Source organism: Pseudomonas oryzihabitans (genome assembly GCF_007665395.1).
Classification (GTDB): domain Bacteria; phylum Pseudomonadota; class Gammaproteobacteria; order Pseudomonadales; family Pseudomonadaceae; genus Chryseomonas; species Chryseomonas psychrotolerans_C.
In genome coordinates this window covers 169,755-184,125 of record NZ_VDND01000001.1, presented here as the reverse complement: position 1 = coordinate 184,125, position 14,371 = coordinate 169,755, and the positions used below count along the sequence as shown (strand labels likewise).

The 14,371-nt window shown below is 68.3% G+C and carries 13 protein-coding genes; 8 read left to right on the top strand and 5 right to left on the bottom strand.

Annotation, left to right across the window (positions count from 1 at the left end; translation table 11 throughout):
• Window positions 1-20: 20 nt before the first annotated feature.
• Genes FSV73_RS00820 through fmdA form a run of 4 tightly spaced genes read right to left on the bottom strand, consistent with a single transcriptional unit; the run spans window position 21 to window position 3,754 of the window.
• Window positions 21-1,052, bottom strand: a complete 1,032-nt coding sequence (locus tag FSV73_RS00820; RefSeq protein ID WP_145002475.1) for an AAA family ATPase — start codon at window positions 1,050-1,052, stop codon at window positions 21-23.
• 23 nt (window positions 1,053-1,075) lie between these two features.
• Complete coding sequence (locus FSV73_RS00815; RefSeq protein WP_145002472.1) at window positions 1,076-2,119, bottom strand: aliphatic amidase; 1,044 nt, start codon at window positions 2,117-2,119, stop codon at window positions 1,076-1,078.
• A 33-nt stretch (window positions 2,120-2,152) separates the two neighbouring features.
• Window positions 2,153-2,500: an FmdB family zinc ribbon protein gene (locus FSV73_RS00810; RefSeq protein WP_145002469.1), complete on the bottom strand. Its 348-nt coding sequence runs from the start codon at window positions 2,498-2,500 to the stop codon at window positions 2,153-2,155.
• 24 nt (window positions 2,501-2,524) lie between these two features.
• Window positions 2,525-3,754: a formamidase gene (gene fmdA, locus FSV73_RS00805; protein WP_145002466.1), complete on the bottom strand. Its 1,230-nt coding sequence runs from the start codon at window positions 3,752-3,754 to the stop codon at window positions 2,525-2,527.
• Window positions 3,755-4,009: 255 nt separating this feature from the next.
• Between fmdA and FSV73_RS00800 the strand changes: the two genes are divergently transcribed.
• The 8 genes from FSV73_RS00800 (at window position 4,010) to FSV73_RS00765 (ending at window position 13,128) form a co-directional block, all read left to right on the top strand.
• On the top strand, window positions 4,010-4,801 hold the full coding sequence (locus FSV73_RS00800; RefSeq protein ID WP_145002463.1) for an IclR family transcriptional regulator: 792 nt from the start codon (window positions 4,010-4,012) through the stop codon (window positions 4,799-4,801).
• Between the two features lie 203 nt (window positions 4,802-5,004).
• Entirely contained in the window at window positions 5,005-6,678 is a 1,674-nt protein-coding gene (locus tag FSV73_RS00795) for an ABC transporter substrate-binding protein (RefSeq protein WP_145002460.1), read from the top strand.
• Between the two features lie 88 nt (window positions 6,679-6,766).
• Window positions 6,767-7,720, top strand: coding sequence for an ABC transporter permease (locus tag FSV73_RS00790; RefSeq protein ID WP_145002457.1), 954 nt, complete (start codon window positions 6,767-6,769; stop codon window positions 7,718-7,720).
• Between the two features lies 1 nt (window position 7,721).
• Entirely contained in the window at window positions 7,722-8,615 is an 894-nt protein-coding gene (locus FSV73_RS00785) for an ABC transporter permease (protein ID WP_145002454.1), read from the top strand.
• On the top strand, window positions 8,612-9,685 hold the full coding sequence (locus FSV73_RS00780; protein ID WP_145002451.1) for an ABC transporter ATP-binding protein: 1,074 nt from the start codon (window positions 8,612-8,614) through the stop codon (window positions 9,683-9,685). The genes FSV73_RS00785 and FSV73_RS00780 overlap by 4 nt, the downstream gene beginning before the upstream one ends.
• Window positions 9,678-10,673 carry an ABC transporter ATP-binding protein gene (locus tag FSV73_RS00775; RefSeq protein WP_145002448.1) on the top strand — a complete coding sequence of 332 codons (996 nt, stop codon included), beginning with the start codon at window positions 9,678-9,680 and terminating at the stop codon, window positions 10,671-10,673. The genes FSV73_RS00780 and FSV73_RS00775 overlap by 8 nt, the downstream gene beginning before the upstream one ends.
• A gap of 28 nt (window positions 10,674-10,701) precedes the next feature.
• Window positions 10,702-11,877 (top strand): amidase, encoded by a 1,176-nt coding sequence (locus FSV73_RS00770; protein WP_145002445.1) that lies wholly within the window; start codon window positions 10,702-10,704, stop codon window positions 11,875-11,877.
• Window positions 11,878-11,889: 12 nt separating this feature from the next.
• Window positions 11,890-13,128, top strand: a complete 1,239-nt coding sequence (locus FSV73_RS00765) for a Zn-dependent hydrolase (protein WP_145002442.1) — start codon at window positions 11,890-11,892, stop codon at window positions 13,126-13,128.
• A gap of 343 nt (window positions 13,129-13,471) precedes the next feature.
• Here FSV73_RS00765 and urtE read toward each other — a convergent pair whose 3' ends face one another.
• Window positions 13,472-14,161, bottom strand: coding sequence for an urea ABC transporter ATP-binding subunit UrtE (urtE, locus tag FSV73_RS00760; protein ID WP_145002439.1), 690 nt, complete (start codon window positions 14,159-14,161; stop codon window positions 13,472-13,474).
• Window positions 14,162-14,371 lie beyond the last annotated feature (210 nt).

Below are 14,371 nucleotides of genomic sequence, written 5' to 3'. Positions count from 1 at the left end.
CTGACGGTGTCGACGCCCGTCTAATCGAGAGAACGAATCTGCACTTCTTGCCCGCGCGCTTCGGCCAACAGGCGACAGGCCTCGGGCCGCTCCAGCAGAAAGGCGGCCACGGCCGGCTCCAGTACCCGCCGCAGGCGGCGGACCAGGTCACGGGCGCCGAAGCGGGCGTCGTGCCCCTGGCAGAGCAAGGCCCTGGCGCCTTCGTCCAGCTCCAGGCTGCGCCCGCGGCGAGCCAGGCGCTGGTTGAGCTTGTCCAGCTCGATATCCAGCAGGCCGGGCAGCCAGTCGTGCTCGAGGCGCTGGAAGGCCAGGATGCGATCGATGCGGTTGAGGAATTCCGGATCGAAATGGTCGTGCAGCGCCTCTTCCAGCACGCGATCTTGGTCGAGAGGCAGGAGGTTGAGCCAGCGGCGCCAGCCGTGTTCGAAGCGGGCGCGGTAGGCCTGCACGGCGCGGGCGCCCAGGTTGCTGGTCATGAAGATCAGGCTGTTGCGGAAGTCGAGGCGCTTGCTGCCGGCGCTCAGCACCAGCTGGCCGCTGTCGAGCACGTTCAACAGGGTGCGGATGACCTGCCGATCGGCCTTTTCCAGCTCGTCGAACAGCACGATGCCGGGCCGACCATAGCTGCCGGCGATGGCCTCGGCATCGAACAGCGTGGTGCCTTCCTTGCTGCCCACATAGCCGGGCGGCGCGCCGGCCAAGGCCGCGGCGTAGTGTTCCTGGGCCAGGGTATTCATGTCGATGCGGCACAGGGCGTCCGCGCGGCCGTGGATGGCCTGGGCCAGCAGCCGCACGAGTTCGGTCTTGCCGACGCCGGTGGGGCCGATGAACAGGCTGACGCCGAGCGGCCGCTCCGGATCGCCGATGTCGGCCTTGACCACCTTGAGCAGGGCTTCCAGCTGGTCGAGCACCCTGTCCTGGCCGAGGATGCGCCCCCGCAGCAGCGCCATCACCGCCGCCGGCTCGAAGAGGAAGCGCGAGGGCAGCGGCGCCTGGCCCTCACGGGCCAGCTGGCTGCGGTTGTGCTCCAACAGGTCGTTGACGAATGGCATGCTCACTCCCCGCGCGACCCGCGTCAGCCCAGCTGGCGTTCCTGGCCCGGATGCGGCAGCTCGCCCACCGGGCAGTCGGCCACCCCGATGGTGGAACGGGTCATCCGCTCGACGTCCGCCTGGGCCTTCTGCGCATCCAGCACCCAGGTGCGGTAGAAGTCGAAGGGGCAATCGGCCACGCCCTTGTCACCATCGCCGGAGTTGTAGACGCCGGTGTAGCCGCGGTGGAGCAACTTGAACAGGTGGTTCTGCGATTGGTCGTTGCCGCGGGCGTCGCGGATCTGCGAGACCGACAGCTGGGCGTACTGGATACCCATCTCCTCCTCGCCGCATTCGCCCAGGGTGCGGCCATCGAAGCCGATCAGCGCCGAGTGGCCGAAGTAGCTGTACACGCCGTCGAAGCCGGTGGCGTTGGCCACCGCCACGTAGCAGTTGTTGGCCCAGGCCATGGTCTTGGCCATCAGCACCTGCTGCTCCTTGGCCGGGTACATGTAGCCCTGGCAGCGCACGATCAGCTCGGCGCCCTTCATCGCGCAATCGCGCCAGATCTCCGGGTAGTTGCCGTCGTCGCAGATGATCAGGCTGATCTTCAGGCCCTTGGGACCCTCGCTGACGTAGGTACGGTCACCGGGATACCAGCCCTCGATGGGGCACCAGGGAATGCACTTGCGGTACTTCTGCACGATCTCGCCCTGGTCATTGATCAGTACCAGGGTGTTGTACGGGGCCTTGTGCGGGTGCTCCTCGTGCCGCTCGCCGGTGAGGGAAAAGATGCCCCAGGTCCTGGCTTCGCGGCAGGCGGCGGCGAAGATCGCCGTCTCCTCGCCGGGGATGGTCGCGGCGGTGGCCATCATCTCGTCGCGGTCGTACATGATCCCCATGGTGCTGTATTCGGGGAACACCACCAGGTCCATGCCCGGCAGGCCGAGTTTCATGCCCTTGATCATCGCGGCGATCTGGCGGGCGTTGTCGAGGACCTCCGCCTTGCTGTGCAGGCGCGGCATCCGGTAGTTGACGACAGCCACGCCGACGGTGTCGGGGCTGCTGGAGATATCGCCATGGCGCATCGGGTTGCTCCTTCGGAAGGGATGAAGCGGAGATCAGTGACTGATCATCCAGGGCCGGGTCGATGGACTGGTCTTCAGCCCGTGGGGATTGGCCTTGCTGCGCGCCGCCGGCTTGCTCGGCGCACAGCAGCTGCAGCCGGCGCCGTGGCTGCGCCTGGCCTGGTACTCCTGCAGCGACTGGGGCGCGTGGCGCGCGCGCTCGTTGGTCTCGTGGGCGCGGCGCTGGCCACCACCCAGGGTCGCCAGGCCCGGCGCGCTGAGGATCACCCGCGGGCTCGGCGTCGCGCAGGCGGGGCAGCTGCAGGGATCGTCGCGCTGGGCCATGGGCCGCAGCAGGGTGAAGTCCCCGCACTGCGGGCAGTCGTATTCGTAGATCGGCATGGCGAACTCCTGGCGGGCGGACCGCTACTTGTCGTAGGCGATGGGCATGTCGATGCTGCCGTCCAGGTAGCGGGTCGGGCCGGCAGCGCTGGGGTTGATGTCGAATTCGAAGATGTCGGTCGGCAGCCAGAGGGTGGCGCAGGCGTTGGGGATGTCGACCACCCCGCTGATATGCCCCTGCACCGGCGCCGAGCCCAGCAGCGAGTAGCCCTGGGCGCCGCTGTAGCCGAATTTCTTCAGGTACTCGATGGCGTTGAGGCAGGCCTGCTGGTAGGCCAGGTTGACGTCCAGGTAGTGCTGCTTGCCGGCATCGTCCACCGAGATGCCTTCGAAGATCAGGAAGTTGTTGTAGGTGGGCACGATGGGGCTGGGCTTGAAGATGGGATTCTTGATGCCGTACTTGGCCATGCCGCCCTTGATCAGCTCGACCTTCATGTGCACCCAGCCGGCCATCTCGATGGCGCCGCAGAAGGTGATCTCGCCATCGCCCTGGCTGAAGTGCAGGTCGCCCACCGAAAGCCCGGCGCCCTCGACGTAGACCGGGAAGAAGATCTTCGAGCCGCGCGAGAGGTCCTTGATGTCGCAGTTGCCGCCGTGCTCGCGCGGCGGCACGGTACGCGCACCGGTGGCGGCGGCGGCATCACGGGCGGCGCCGGTGAGCTTGCCCATATGGGCGGTGGCGGCGAACGGCGGGTTGGCCAGCGGCGGTACCCGGGCCGGGTTGCTGTCGATCAATTCCTGTTCGCGGGCGTTCCAGTTGGCCAGCAGCTTGGGATCCGGCAGGCAGCCGATCAGGCCGGGATGGATCAGCCCGGCGAAGCGCACGCCCGGGATGTGCCGGCTCTTGGTGAACATGCCTTCGAAGTCCCAGATGGACTTCTGCGCCGAGGGGAAGTAGTCGGTGAGGAAGCCGCCGCCGTTCTGCTTGGAGAAGAAGCCGTTGAAGCCCCACTGCGACTCGGCCTTGGCGCCGATGTCGAGCAGGTCGACCACCAGCAGGTCGCCCGGCTCGGCGCCCTTCACCCCCACCGGACCGGACAGGTAGTGCACGGTGGAGAGGTCGACATCACGGACGTCACTGGCGTCGTCATCGTTCTTGATGGCGCCGCCGGTCCAGTCGTAGGTTTCCAGGATGAAGTCGTCGCCCGGCTTGACCCAGCAGGCCATGGGGATGTCGGGGTGCCAGCGGTTGTGGACATTCTCGTTGTCGGTGGCGGCCTGATTGAGGTCGACCTGGATCAGGGTGTCGGTCATGACGAAGCTCCTTGGACCTGGTAGGTAGCCCGCGCAGCGGGGCCGGGGTGGGTGCCGGAGCTAGTCTTGATGCCAGGACGAACGGGGGGAATACGTTGGATGACGTAGCGACCGTCACGAGGAACCCTGCATCCGCAGGTTGCGGGAGGGCACGCCCGCTGGATCGGTGAGTGCGCTACAGTTCACCGGCGGCGCCCGCCGGCCCTCATCGCCAACCCGAGGTTGGTGCAACCCGCTCATGCCTGGACCCCGTCGATGAGTGCAGAAGACTCGACCCCGCCCGCCCCCTCCGACCCGCTGTTCAACCTGTCCCTGGGCAAGGGCCTGCAGGTCCTGCAGACCTTCATGGCGCAGCGCACCCTGACGCTCGGCGAGATCGCCCGGCTGACCGACATGAACAAGGCCTCCGCCCAGCGCGCCGTGCACACTCTGGAAGTGCTGGGCTACGTGGGTCGGGACCCCCGCAGCCGGCGCTTCCGTCTGCTGCCGAAGGTCATCGAGCTGGGCTTCAATTATTTGGTGGGTCATCCCCTGGTGCGGCTGGCGCATCCCTACCTGGCCCAGCTCGCCCAGGCCTCCGGCGAGACCGCCAGCCTCACCGAGCCGGTCGACCAGAGCATGGTCTACATCGCCCAGATCATGACCACCCAGACCATCCCGGTGCTCACGCCGGTGGGGATGCGCATTCCCATGTACTGCACCAGTTCGGGCCGCGCCTACCTGGGGTGCCTGGACGACGCCGACATCCGGGCCGTGCTGGGTGCGGGGCCGCGCGAGGCCCGCACCCCCAGCACCCTGACCGACGTCGAGGCCATCCTCACCCGCATCCAGACCGCTCGCCACCTGGGCTACGCCATCAATTGCGAGGAGTTGTTCCTCGGCGACATGGGTATCGCCGCCCCCATCGTCGATCGCTACGGCGTACCGGCAGGCGCCGTGCACCTTTCGCCGCCGACCAGCCGCTGGACCCTGGAAGAGGCGACGCAGCGACTCGCGCCCCTGGTGCGCGACTGCGCCCGCAGCATTTCCGAGTCCCTCGCGCATTAACGGCGCACGGCCGCCGGGTCGGCGCACCGTTTTGACTGAGGCCAGGTCGGCGGGTCGGCTGCCTGGGTGGTACCGCGGGACGTCTGGCGCACGCCCTCGCCCCAGGTGATCGTCAAGTTGAATCGATAATCGATATATGTATATCGATTGGCACGTGCGTTGCTTTTTCACCCTCAGCCACTTTCAACCGATGAGGGATCCCGATGAGCGATGACACCTACCGTTCCGCGCCGATTGCCCGGCTTGCCGGTCTGACCCTCGCCCTGGCCTGCGCCCTGGGCGGCAGCAGCCTGGCCGCGGCGCAGGAGAAGACCCTGCGTATCGCCATGACCGCCGGGGACATCCCCCGTACCCTGGGCCAGCCGGACCAGGGCTACGAGGGCAATCGCTTCACCGGTATCACCCTCTACGACGGCCTGACCCAGTGGGACCTCAGCGCGGCGGACAAGCCCAGCGTGCTCATTCCCGACCTGGCGGAATCCTGGACGGTCGACCCGAACGACCACACCAAGTGGTTCTTCAAGCTGCGCCCGGGCGTGACCTTCCACGACGGCTCGCCCTTCGATGCCCAGGCGGTGGTCTGGAACGTCGACAAGGTGCTGAACAAGGCGGCGCCGCAATACGATCCCTCGCAGATCGGCGTCACGGCCTCGCGCATGCCGACCCTGAGGTCCGCCCGGGTGATCGACGCCGCTACCGTCGAACTCACCACCGCCGAGCCGGATTCCTTCCTGCCCTACAACCTGACCAATCTGTTCATGGCCTCGCCGACCCGCTGGCAGGCCAAGTTCGACGCCGTGCCGGCCGCCGTGACCGATCCGGCGAAACGCGCCCAGCAGGCCTGGACGGCCTTCGCCGCCGACGCCTCCGGCACCGGCCCGTTCAAGATGGCCAAGTTCGTCCCCCGCGAGCGGCTGGAGCTGGCGGCCAACCCCGCCTACTGGGATCCCAAGCGCCGCCCACGCATCGATCACGTGGTGCTGCTGCCCTTGCCGGAAGCCAGCGCCCGCACCGCCGCCCTGATGTCCGGCCAGGTGGACTGGATCGAAGCGCCGGCGCCGGATGCCCTCGACGCCATCAAGGCGCGTGGCTACAAGATCTATTCCAACCTGCAGCCGCATCTCTGGCCCTGGCAGTTTTCCCTGCTGCCACAGTCGCCCTTCCACGACAAGCGCGTGCGCCAGGCGGCGAACCTCTGCGTGAACCGCGACGAACTCAAGACCCTGCTCAGCGGGCAGATGGAACCGGCGACTGGTGTGGTGGAGCCGGGCGACCCCTGGCGCGGCTCGCCCAGCTTCCAGGTCCGCTACGACGTGGCCGCGGCGCAGAAGCTGATGGCCGACGCCGGCTATTCCGCCGACCACCCGGCCAAGATCAAGGTGCAGACCTCCGCCTCGGGCTCCGGCCAGATGCAGCCGCTGCCGATGAACGAGTACATCCAGGAAAACCTCAAGCAGTGCTTCTTCGACGTGCAATTCGACGTCCTGGAATGGAACACCCTCTATTCGAGCTGGCGCCTCGGCGCGAAGGACCCGGCGGCGCACGGCGCGGATGCGACCAACGTCAGCGCGGCGACCATGGACCCCTTCTTCGCCATGGTGCGCTTCGTCAGCAGCAAGGCCTTGCCGCCGGTCTCCAACAACTGGGGCTACTACACCAACGAGCAGACCGACCAGCTCATCGCCAAGGCCCGCACGTCCTTCGATGAACAGGCGCGCAACCAGGCGCTGGGCGTGCTGCACGCCAACATCGTCGACGAGGCGCCCTTCCTGTTCGTCGCCCACGACGTCGGCCCGCGCGCGCTCTCGCCGAAGATCGGGCACGTGGTGCAACCGCGGAGCTGGTTCATCGACATCGCCACCATGACGATGGACTGACGCCGCCCGAACCGCCCCTCCCGGGGCGGTCAGCCCCGTGCCGCGCCGGCACGGACTCCAGCAGGCTCAGGCCCGGAGGCTTACCCCCATGCTCGGCTATCTGCTTCGCCGTCTGCTCTATGCACTCCCCATCATGCTCGGGGTGGCCTTCCTCTGTTTCATGCTGGTGCACATAGCACCAGGTGACCCGCTGGTGTCCATCCTGCCCGCCGATGCCTCGGCCGAGCTGCAGCGGCGGATGATGAGCGTCTACGGCTTCGATCGACCGCTGCCGGAGCAATTCCTGCGCTGGGTGTGGCGGGCGCTGCACGGCGACCTGGGTACCTCCATCGCCACCAGCCGACCGGTCACCGGCGAGGTGCTCAAGGCAGTCGGCAACACCCTGATGATCGCCGTGCTCGCCAGCCTGATCGGCTTCAGCCTGGGCTCGCTGTTCGGCTTCGTCGCCGGCTACTTCCGCAATTCCTGGGCCGACCGCCTGGCGTCGCTGGTGTCGGTCATTGGCGTGAGCCTGCCCAACTACTGGCTGGGCATGGTGCTGGTCATCGTCTTTTCCGCCCAGCTGATGTGGCTGCCGGCCACCGGCGCCGGCCCGGGCGGCTCCAGCGACTGGCGCTGGGACTGGGCCCACGTCCAGTACCTGATCCTGCCGGCGGTAACCATGTCCTTCATCCCCATGGGCATCGTCGCCCGTACTGTGCGGGCCCTGGTGGCCGACACCCTGGCGCAGGAGTTCGTCATCGGCCTGCGCGCCCGCGGCCTGAGCGAAGGCGGGGTGCTGCGCCACGTGGTGAAGAACTGCGCGCCCACCGCCCTGGCGGTGGTGGGCCTGCAACTGGGTTACCTGCTGGGCGGCTCGATCCTGATCGAGACGGTGTTCGCCTGGCCCGGCACCGGCTTCCTGCTCAACCAGGCGATCTTCCAGCGCGACCTGCCGCTGCTGCAGGGCTCGATCCTGATCCTGGCGCTGTTCTTCGTGCTGCTCAATCTCCTGGTGGACGTGCTGCAGACCGTCCTCGACCCCCGTATCGAACGAGGCTGACATGACCGCCGCCATCCAGACGTCCCTCACCCCCGCCGCGCCCGGCGTCGTGCGCTCGCGCAGCCACCTCGCCAACGTGCTGCATCGGCTGGTACGCAATCCGCTGGCGATGGTCTCGGCCAGCCTCATCCTGCTGCTGATCCTCATGGCGGTGTTCGCGCCCTGGATCATGCCCCACGATCCCTTCGCCACCTCGATGCTCAAGCGACTCAAGCCCATCGGCACGCCGGGGCTGCCCCTGGGCGGCGACGAACTCGGGCGGGACCTGCTCTCGCGGCTGATCCTCGGCGCCCGGTTGTCACTGTTCATGGGCATCGCCCCGGTGATCCTGGCCTTCGTCCTCGGTGGCACCCTCGGCATCGTCGCCGGCTACGCCGGTGGCTGGCTGAACACGGTCATCATGCGCTGCATCGACGTGCTCTACGCCTTCCCCTCGGTGCTGCTGGCCATCGCCCTGTCCGGGGCGCTGGGGGCGGGCATCACTAATGCGCTGGTGTCCCTGACCATCGTCTTCGTGCCGCAGATCGCCCGCATCGCCGAGAGCGTGACCACCGCGGTACGGCGCAGCGACTACGTCGACGCGGCGCGGGCCAGCGGCGCCTCGGCGCTGCTGATCGTGCGCAAGCACGTGCTGGGCAACGTCATAGGGCCCATCTTCGTCTATGCCACCAGCCTGATCTCGGTGTCGATGATCCTGGCCTCGGGGCTGTCGTTCCTCGGCCTCGGCGTCAAGCCGCCCGAGCCGGAGTGGGGGCTGATGCTCAACACCCTGCGCACCGCCATCTACAGCCAGCCCTGGGTCGCCGCCCTGCCCGGCCTGCTGATTTTCGTCACCTCGGTGTCCTTCAACATGCTCGCCGACGGCCTGCGGTCGGCCATGGAGGTCAAGCAATGAGCCCGTCGCCCCTGCCCGCCCCGAACGACCCGCGCGACCTCGGCGGCCCCGCCCAGCCGCTGCTGATCGTGCGGGACTTGAAGAAGCATTTTCCCCTGAAGAAGACCGGTTTCAGCCTGCGCCGGGAGCGCCTGGCCGTGCGCGCGGTGGATGGCGTGAGCTTCACCCTGCTCAAGGGCGAGACCCTCGGCGTGGTGGGCGAATCCGGCTGCGGCAAGTCCACCACCGCCCGGCTGCTGATGCAGCTCACCCGCCAGGACAGCGGCGAGCTGGTGTTCGACGGCCAGACCGTCGGCGCGGTGCTCCCCCTGCGCGACTATCGCCGGCAGACCCAGATGGTCTTCCAGGACAGCTACGCCTCGCTCAACCCGCGCATGACCCTCGAGGATTCCATCGCCTTCGGCCCGACCGTGCACGGCGTCTCCCGCGCCGAGGCCCTGGCCCGCGCCCATGACCTGCTGGCGCGGGTCGGGCTGGAACCGGGCCGCTTCGCCGGACGCTATCCCCACGAGCTGTCCGGCGGCCAGCGGCAGCGCGTCAACATCGCCCGGGCGCTGGCGCTGGAGCCGCGGCTGATCATCCTCGACGAGTCGGTCTCGGCGCTCGACAAGTCGGTGGAGGCCCAGGTGCTGAACCTGCTGGCGGACTTGAAAGAGGCGCTGGGACTGACCTACCTCTTCATCAGCCATGACCTCAATGTGGTGCGCTACGTCTCCGACCGGGTACTGGTGATGTACCTCGGCGAGGTGGTCGAGGTGGGCGAGGCCGATGCCCTGTTCGAGCGGCCGCTGCATCCGTACACCCGGGCGCTGCTGCGCTCCATGCCCAGCACCGATCCCCTGCACCGGACCGAGGAAGCGCCCCTGGCGGGCGATCCGCCTAATCCCATCGCGCCCCCGTGCGGCTGCCGTTTCCACACCCGCTGCGACTACGCGCAAGCCGTCTGCGCCCAGCGCGCGCCGCGCTTCGCCGAGGCCGAGCCGGGTCGCAGCGTGGCCTGCCTGCGCTACGAGGCCGACTCCGGCTACCGCCTTTCCGCCACCTCGACCCCGGAGGCGAGCCATGTCTGAAGCCCTCATCCAGTTGCGTGACTTGCACGTGGAGTTCCACCCGCCGGGCAAGCGCATCCAGGCCGTCAACGGGGTATCCCTGGAGGTCGGCCAGGGCGAGGTGCTGGCGCTGATCGGCGAGTCCGGCTCCGGCAAGAGCGTGACGCTGCGCGCCCTGATGCGGCTGCATCCGGAACGGACCACCCGCTATGCCGGCGGCCTGCAGATCGCCGGGGAAGATGTGCTGGCGCTGTCGTCCAAGGCGCTGACCCGGCTGCGCGGCAAGCGCGTCGCCATGATCTTCCAGGAACCGCTGCTGGCCCTCGACCCGGTCTACACCCTCGGCCAGCAGATCGGCGAGGCCATCCGCCGCCACGAGGGGCTGAGCAAGGCCGCGGCCCGGGCGCGCGCCCTGCAGCTGTTCGAACGGGTGCGCATCCCCAGCCCGGAGCGGCGCCTCGACGCCTTTCCCCATGAGCTGTCCGGCGGCATGCGCCAGCGCGCCATGATCGCCCTGGCCCTGGCCTGCAATCCGCAGGTGCTGCTGGCCGACGAGCCGACCACGGCGCTGGACGCCACGGTGCAGATCCAGATCCTGCTGTTGCTGCGCGAGCTGCAACGCGAGCTGGGCCTGTCCATCGTCTTCGTCACCCATGACATCGGCGCCGCCGCCGAAGTCGCCGACCGCCTGGCGGTGATGTACGCCGGCCGCATCGTCGAGGAAGGCCCGGCGGCCGTGCTGCTCACCCAGCCCCGCCACCCCTATACCCAGGCGCTGCTGAAAAGCCGTAGCGAGGGGGCACTGCAGAAGGGCAAGCGCCTGGACAGTATCGGCGGCGCGCCGCCGGACCTGTCCCGCTTGCCGGCCGGCTGTGCCTTCGCCGAACGCTGCGGACTGGCCCAGGAGCACTGCCACCAGGCCGTCCCGGAGGCGACCCCGCTCGGCAGTGGCCACCGCGCGGCCTGCTGGCAACTGGCGCAGACCGCGCCGCCCAGCGCCTCTCATTGAATCCCGTTCGAACGCCTGCGGAGCCCCCATGAACGCCCACGCACACTGCTATCTGCCCTACCCCGACAGTCCCGTCCCCCATGCGGACAGCGGCCCCCTCGGCAACCTGAGCTTCGCCGTCAAGGACCTCTTCGACGTCGCCGGCTACCCCACCGGCTGCGGCAATCCACACAAGCTCGCCGCGTCCGGACTCAAGTCCAGCCATGCCCCGGTTGTCCGGCAGCTGCTCGACGCCGGTGCCCGCTTCACCGGCAAGGTCATCACCGATGAGCTGGCCTTTTCCATGACCGGCAAGAACGCCCACTTCGGCACACCGCGCAACGGCGCGGCCCCGCTACGGATTCCCGGTGGCTCCAGCTCCGGCTCGGCCTCGGCGGTGTCCAACGGCCTGTGCGACTTCGCCCTCGGCACCGACACCGGCGGCTCGGTGCGGGCGCCGGCCAGCCATTGCGGGCTGCTCGGCTTGCGGCCCACCCACGGCCGCATCAGCCTCGACGGCTGCATGCCGCTGGCCCACAGCTTCGATACCTGCGGCTGGTTCGCCCGCGAGCTAAACACCTTCGCCCAGGTCGGCGACGTCCTGCTCGGCGCGGATCCCACCCCCTTGCCGGCACTGCCGCGCCTGCTGCTGGCGACTGACCTGCTGGCGCTGGTCACCCCCAACGTCCGCGAAGCCACCCGCGCCCTGCTGGACGAACTCGAACTGCTGCCGACCCCGGTGAAGGGCGCGGTGCTGCCCCTGGACGACCTCTACTGGGCCTTCCGCCACATCCAGGGCCGCGAGGTCTGGGAGAACCAGGGTGACTTCCTCTCGCGCCATCCGGTCCAGCTCGGGCCGGGCGTGAAGGAACGCGTGGCCTGGGCCCAGACCCTCGACGACGGCCGGGTCGCGTCCGCCAGGCAGACGGCGCAGGACTTCGCCGCAAGATTCCAGGCGCTGCTCGGCCGGGACGGCGTGCTGCTGCTGCCGACCATGCCCGATGTCGCGCCGCTGCTGAGCACGTCGGACGAGGCGCTGGAGGACTACCGCAACCTGTCCATCCGCCTGCTCTGCCTGTCGGTGCTATCCGGCTGCCCGCAGCTCTCCCTGCCGCTGCTGCACCTCGACGGCGCGCCCCTGGGGCTGTCGCTGATCGGCCCGCGCGGCAGCGATCTCTCCCTCATCACCCTGGCCCGTCGCCTGACCGGCCAGCGTCTGTCCTGACTGGAGCTACCCATGACCCTGCAGATCGATTCCGACCGCCTCTGGCAGTCCCTCATGCACCTCGCCGAGATCGGTGGCACCGCCAAGGGCGGCGTCTGCCGCCTGGCGCTGACCGACCTGGACCGCCAAGGGCGCGACCTCTTCGTGGCCTGGTGCCGGGAAGCCGGGCTGGAAGTGCGGGTGGATGCCATCGGCAATATCTTCGCCCGCCGTGAAGGCACCGACCCCAGTCGCCGGGCCATCGCCATGGGCAGCCATATCGATACCCAGCCCACCGGCGGCAAGTTCGATGGCAACTTCGGCGTGCTCGCTGGCCTGGAGGTGCTGCGCACGCTCAACGACGCCGGCATCCGCACCGCTGCGCCGCTGGAGGTGGCGGCCTGGACCAACGAAGAAGGCTCGCGCTTCGTGCCGGTCATGATGGGTTCCGGGGTGTTCAGTGGCGCCTTCGGCCTGGACGAGGTGCTGCCGCAACAGGACATCGACGGCCTGACCGTGGGCGGCGAACTCGCGCGCATCGGCTACGCCGGTAGCCAGGCGCCCGGCGAGGTGCCCAACGGGATGTTCGACGCCTATTTCGAAGCCCATATCGAACAGGGGCCGGTCCTCGAAGCCCACGACCTGACCATCGGCGTGGTCCCCGGCGCCCTCGGCCAGCGCTGGTACGACGTGGTCGTCACCGGCATGGAGGCCCACGCCGGCCCCACGCCCATGAACCAGCGCCACGATGCACTGCTGGCCGCCGCCCAGCTGGTACAGCGCATCAACCAGATCGCCCTCGACCACGCCCCCCATGCGCGGGCCACGGTCGGCTTCATGCAGGTGTCGCCCAACTCGCGCAACACCATCCCCGGGATGGTGAAGTTCTCCGTCGACCTGCGCGCCCTCGACGACGAAGTGCTGTCCGCCATGGACCAGGCGCTGCGGGACGGTTGCGCGGCGCTGATGGCCAGCGATCCCCGGCTGGAGGTCGCCGTGGAACAGGTCGTCTACTTCAAGCCCTGCCACTTCGATGCCGACTGCATCGGGCTGGTGCGCAGCGCGGCGGACACCCTGGGGCTGGCCAGCATGGACGTGGTCAGCGGCGCCGGCCACGACGCCGTCTACCTGGCCGCGGTGGCGCCCAGCGCCATGATCTTCGTGCCCTGCAAGGACGGCATCAGCCACAACGAGCTGGAGGACGCCCAGCAGGAGCACCTCGCCGCGGGGGCCAACGTGCTGCTGCACGCGGTGCTGGCCCGGGCGTCCTGAGGGATCTCCTCGTGGGGTGCTTCAGAGGCCCACACTAGCAAGCGGACAACGGACGTTCGCTAGCGCGGCAATGGAGATCCGCCGTAGCGACCGCCCCCACCGGGCGGCGTAGGTTGGGTTGAGCGCAGCGAAGCCCAACACGGTCTCTGGGCGCCGGTCATGTTGGGCTTCGACGATGGAGCCGTCTCAACCCAACCTACGGTTTATCACGGCCATGGCGGCGATAAGACAGTTGCTCATACAGGGCAATCCGTACGGTAGGAGCGGTCGCTACGGCGCACCTCCATGGCCGCGATCGAGGTGGATAGCGCCCCTTCCCGGACCAGCGAGGAGGAGCAGGCCCTCAAACCGACAGATAGCGGCTGATGGTCGCCTCGTCGACCTTGTCGCGGGTCTCCTCCACCACGAGGCGGCCTTTCTCGATCACCAGGAAGCGGTCGGCGATGTCGAGGGTGAAGGACAGCACCTGCTCGGACACCACGATGGTCAGGTCCCGCATACTGCGGATCTCCTTCAGGGTGCGGGCGATGTCCTTGATGATCGAGGGCTGGATACCCTCGGTCGGTTCGTCCAGCAGCAGCACCTTGGGGTTGGTGGCCAGGGCGCGGGCGATGGCCAGCTGTTGCTGCTGGCCACCGGAGAGGTTGCCGCCCTTGCGCTGGCGCATCTCGTGCAGCACCGGGAACAGTGCATAGAGGTCGTCTGGCACCCTGCCCTTCGCCGAGGCCGGCAGCCCGGTCTGGATATTCTCCAGCACCGTCATGTGGGAAAAGATCATCCGCCCCTGGGGCACGTAGGCGATGCCGCGCTCGACCCGCTGGTGGGTTTCCAGCCGGGAGACGTCCTGGCCGTCGACCGCCACGCTGCCACTCCAGCTCGGCAGGATGCCCATCAGGCTGCGGAAGAAGGTGCTCTTGCCCATGCCGTTACGGCCCATGACGGCGACGATTTCCTGTTTCGCCACGTCCAGGCTGAGTTCGTGGAGGATGCGGCTCTGGCCATAGCCGGAGACGAGGTTCTGGATGGTGAACATGGCCGGGATCTCCCGTGATCGGCTGGGTGAATGGTGATGGTCGGGGGCTCAAAACCTGTTCACGATCTTGCGAGCTAGAGACAAACAAGGCCTAGGTGGCCCCGCGAAAATACCTGAAAAAGCGGATCGGACTCGCGCTCGAGTTTACGACTGGTAAATGAGCATTCCGACGGGGCTGGCCTTCCAGGGCATTTTCAACGCCGTTTGGCC

Bases quoted from the DNA above. Each gene is read 5' to 3' on its own strand.
- FSV73_RS00820 (WP_145002475.1), bottom strand. From the start codon at position 1,052: ATGCCATTCGTCAACGACCTGTTGGAGCACAACCGCAGCCAGCTGGCC.
- FSV73_RS00815 (WP_145002472.1), bottom strand. From the start codon at position 2,119: ATGCGCCATGGCGATATCTCCAGCAGCCCCGACACCGTCGGCGTGGCT.
- FSV73_RS00810 (WP_145002469.1), bottom strand. From the start codon at position 2,500: ATGCCGATCTACGAATACGACTGCCCGCAGTGCGGGGACTTCACCCTG.
- fmdA (WP_145002466.1), bottom strand. From the start codon at position 3,754: ATGACCGACACCCTGATCCAGGTCGACCTCAATCAGGCCGCCACCGAC.
- FSV73_RS00800 (WP_145002463.1), top strand. From the start codon at position 4,010: ATGAGTGCAGAAGACTCGACCCCGCCCGCCCCCTCCGACCCGCTGTTC.
- FSV73_RS00795 (WP_145002460.1), top strand. From the start codon at position 5,005: ATGAGCGATGACACCTACCGTTCCGCGCCGATTGCCCGGCTTGCCGGT.
- FSV73_RS00790 (WP_145002457.1), top strand. From the start codon at position 6,767: ATGCTCGGCTATCTGCTTCGCCGTCTGCTCTATGCACTCCCCATCATG.
- FSV73_RS00785 (WP_145002454.1), top strand. From the start codon at position 7,722: ATGACCGCCGCCATCCAGACGTCCCTCACCCCCGCCGCGCCCGGCGTC.
- FSV73_RS00780 (WP_145002451.1), top strand. From the start codon at position 8,612: ATGAGCCCGTCGCCCCTGCCCGCCCCGAACGACCCGCGCGACCTCGGC.
- FSV73_RS00775 (WP_145002448.1), top strand. From the start codon at position 9,678: ATGTCTGAAGCCCTCATCCAGTTGCGTGACTTGCACGTGGAGTTCCAC.
- FSV73_RS00770 (WP_145002445.1), top strand. From the start codon at position 10,702: ATGAACGCCCACGCACACTGCTATCTGCCCTACCCCGACAGTCCCGTC.
- FSV73_RS00765 (WP_145002442.1), top strand. From the start codon at position 11,890: ATGACCCTGCAGATCGATTCCGACCGCCTCTGGCAGTCCCTCATGCAC.
- urtE (WP_145002439.1), bottom strand. From the start codon at position 14,161: ATGTTCACCATCCAGAACCTCGTCTCCGGCTATGGCCAGAGCCGCATC.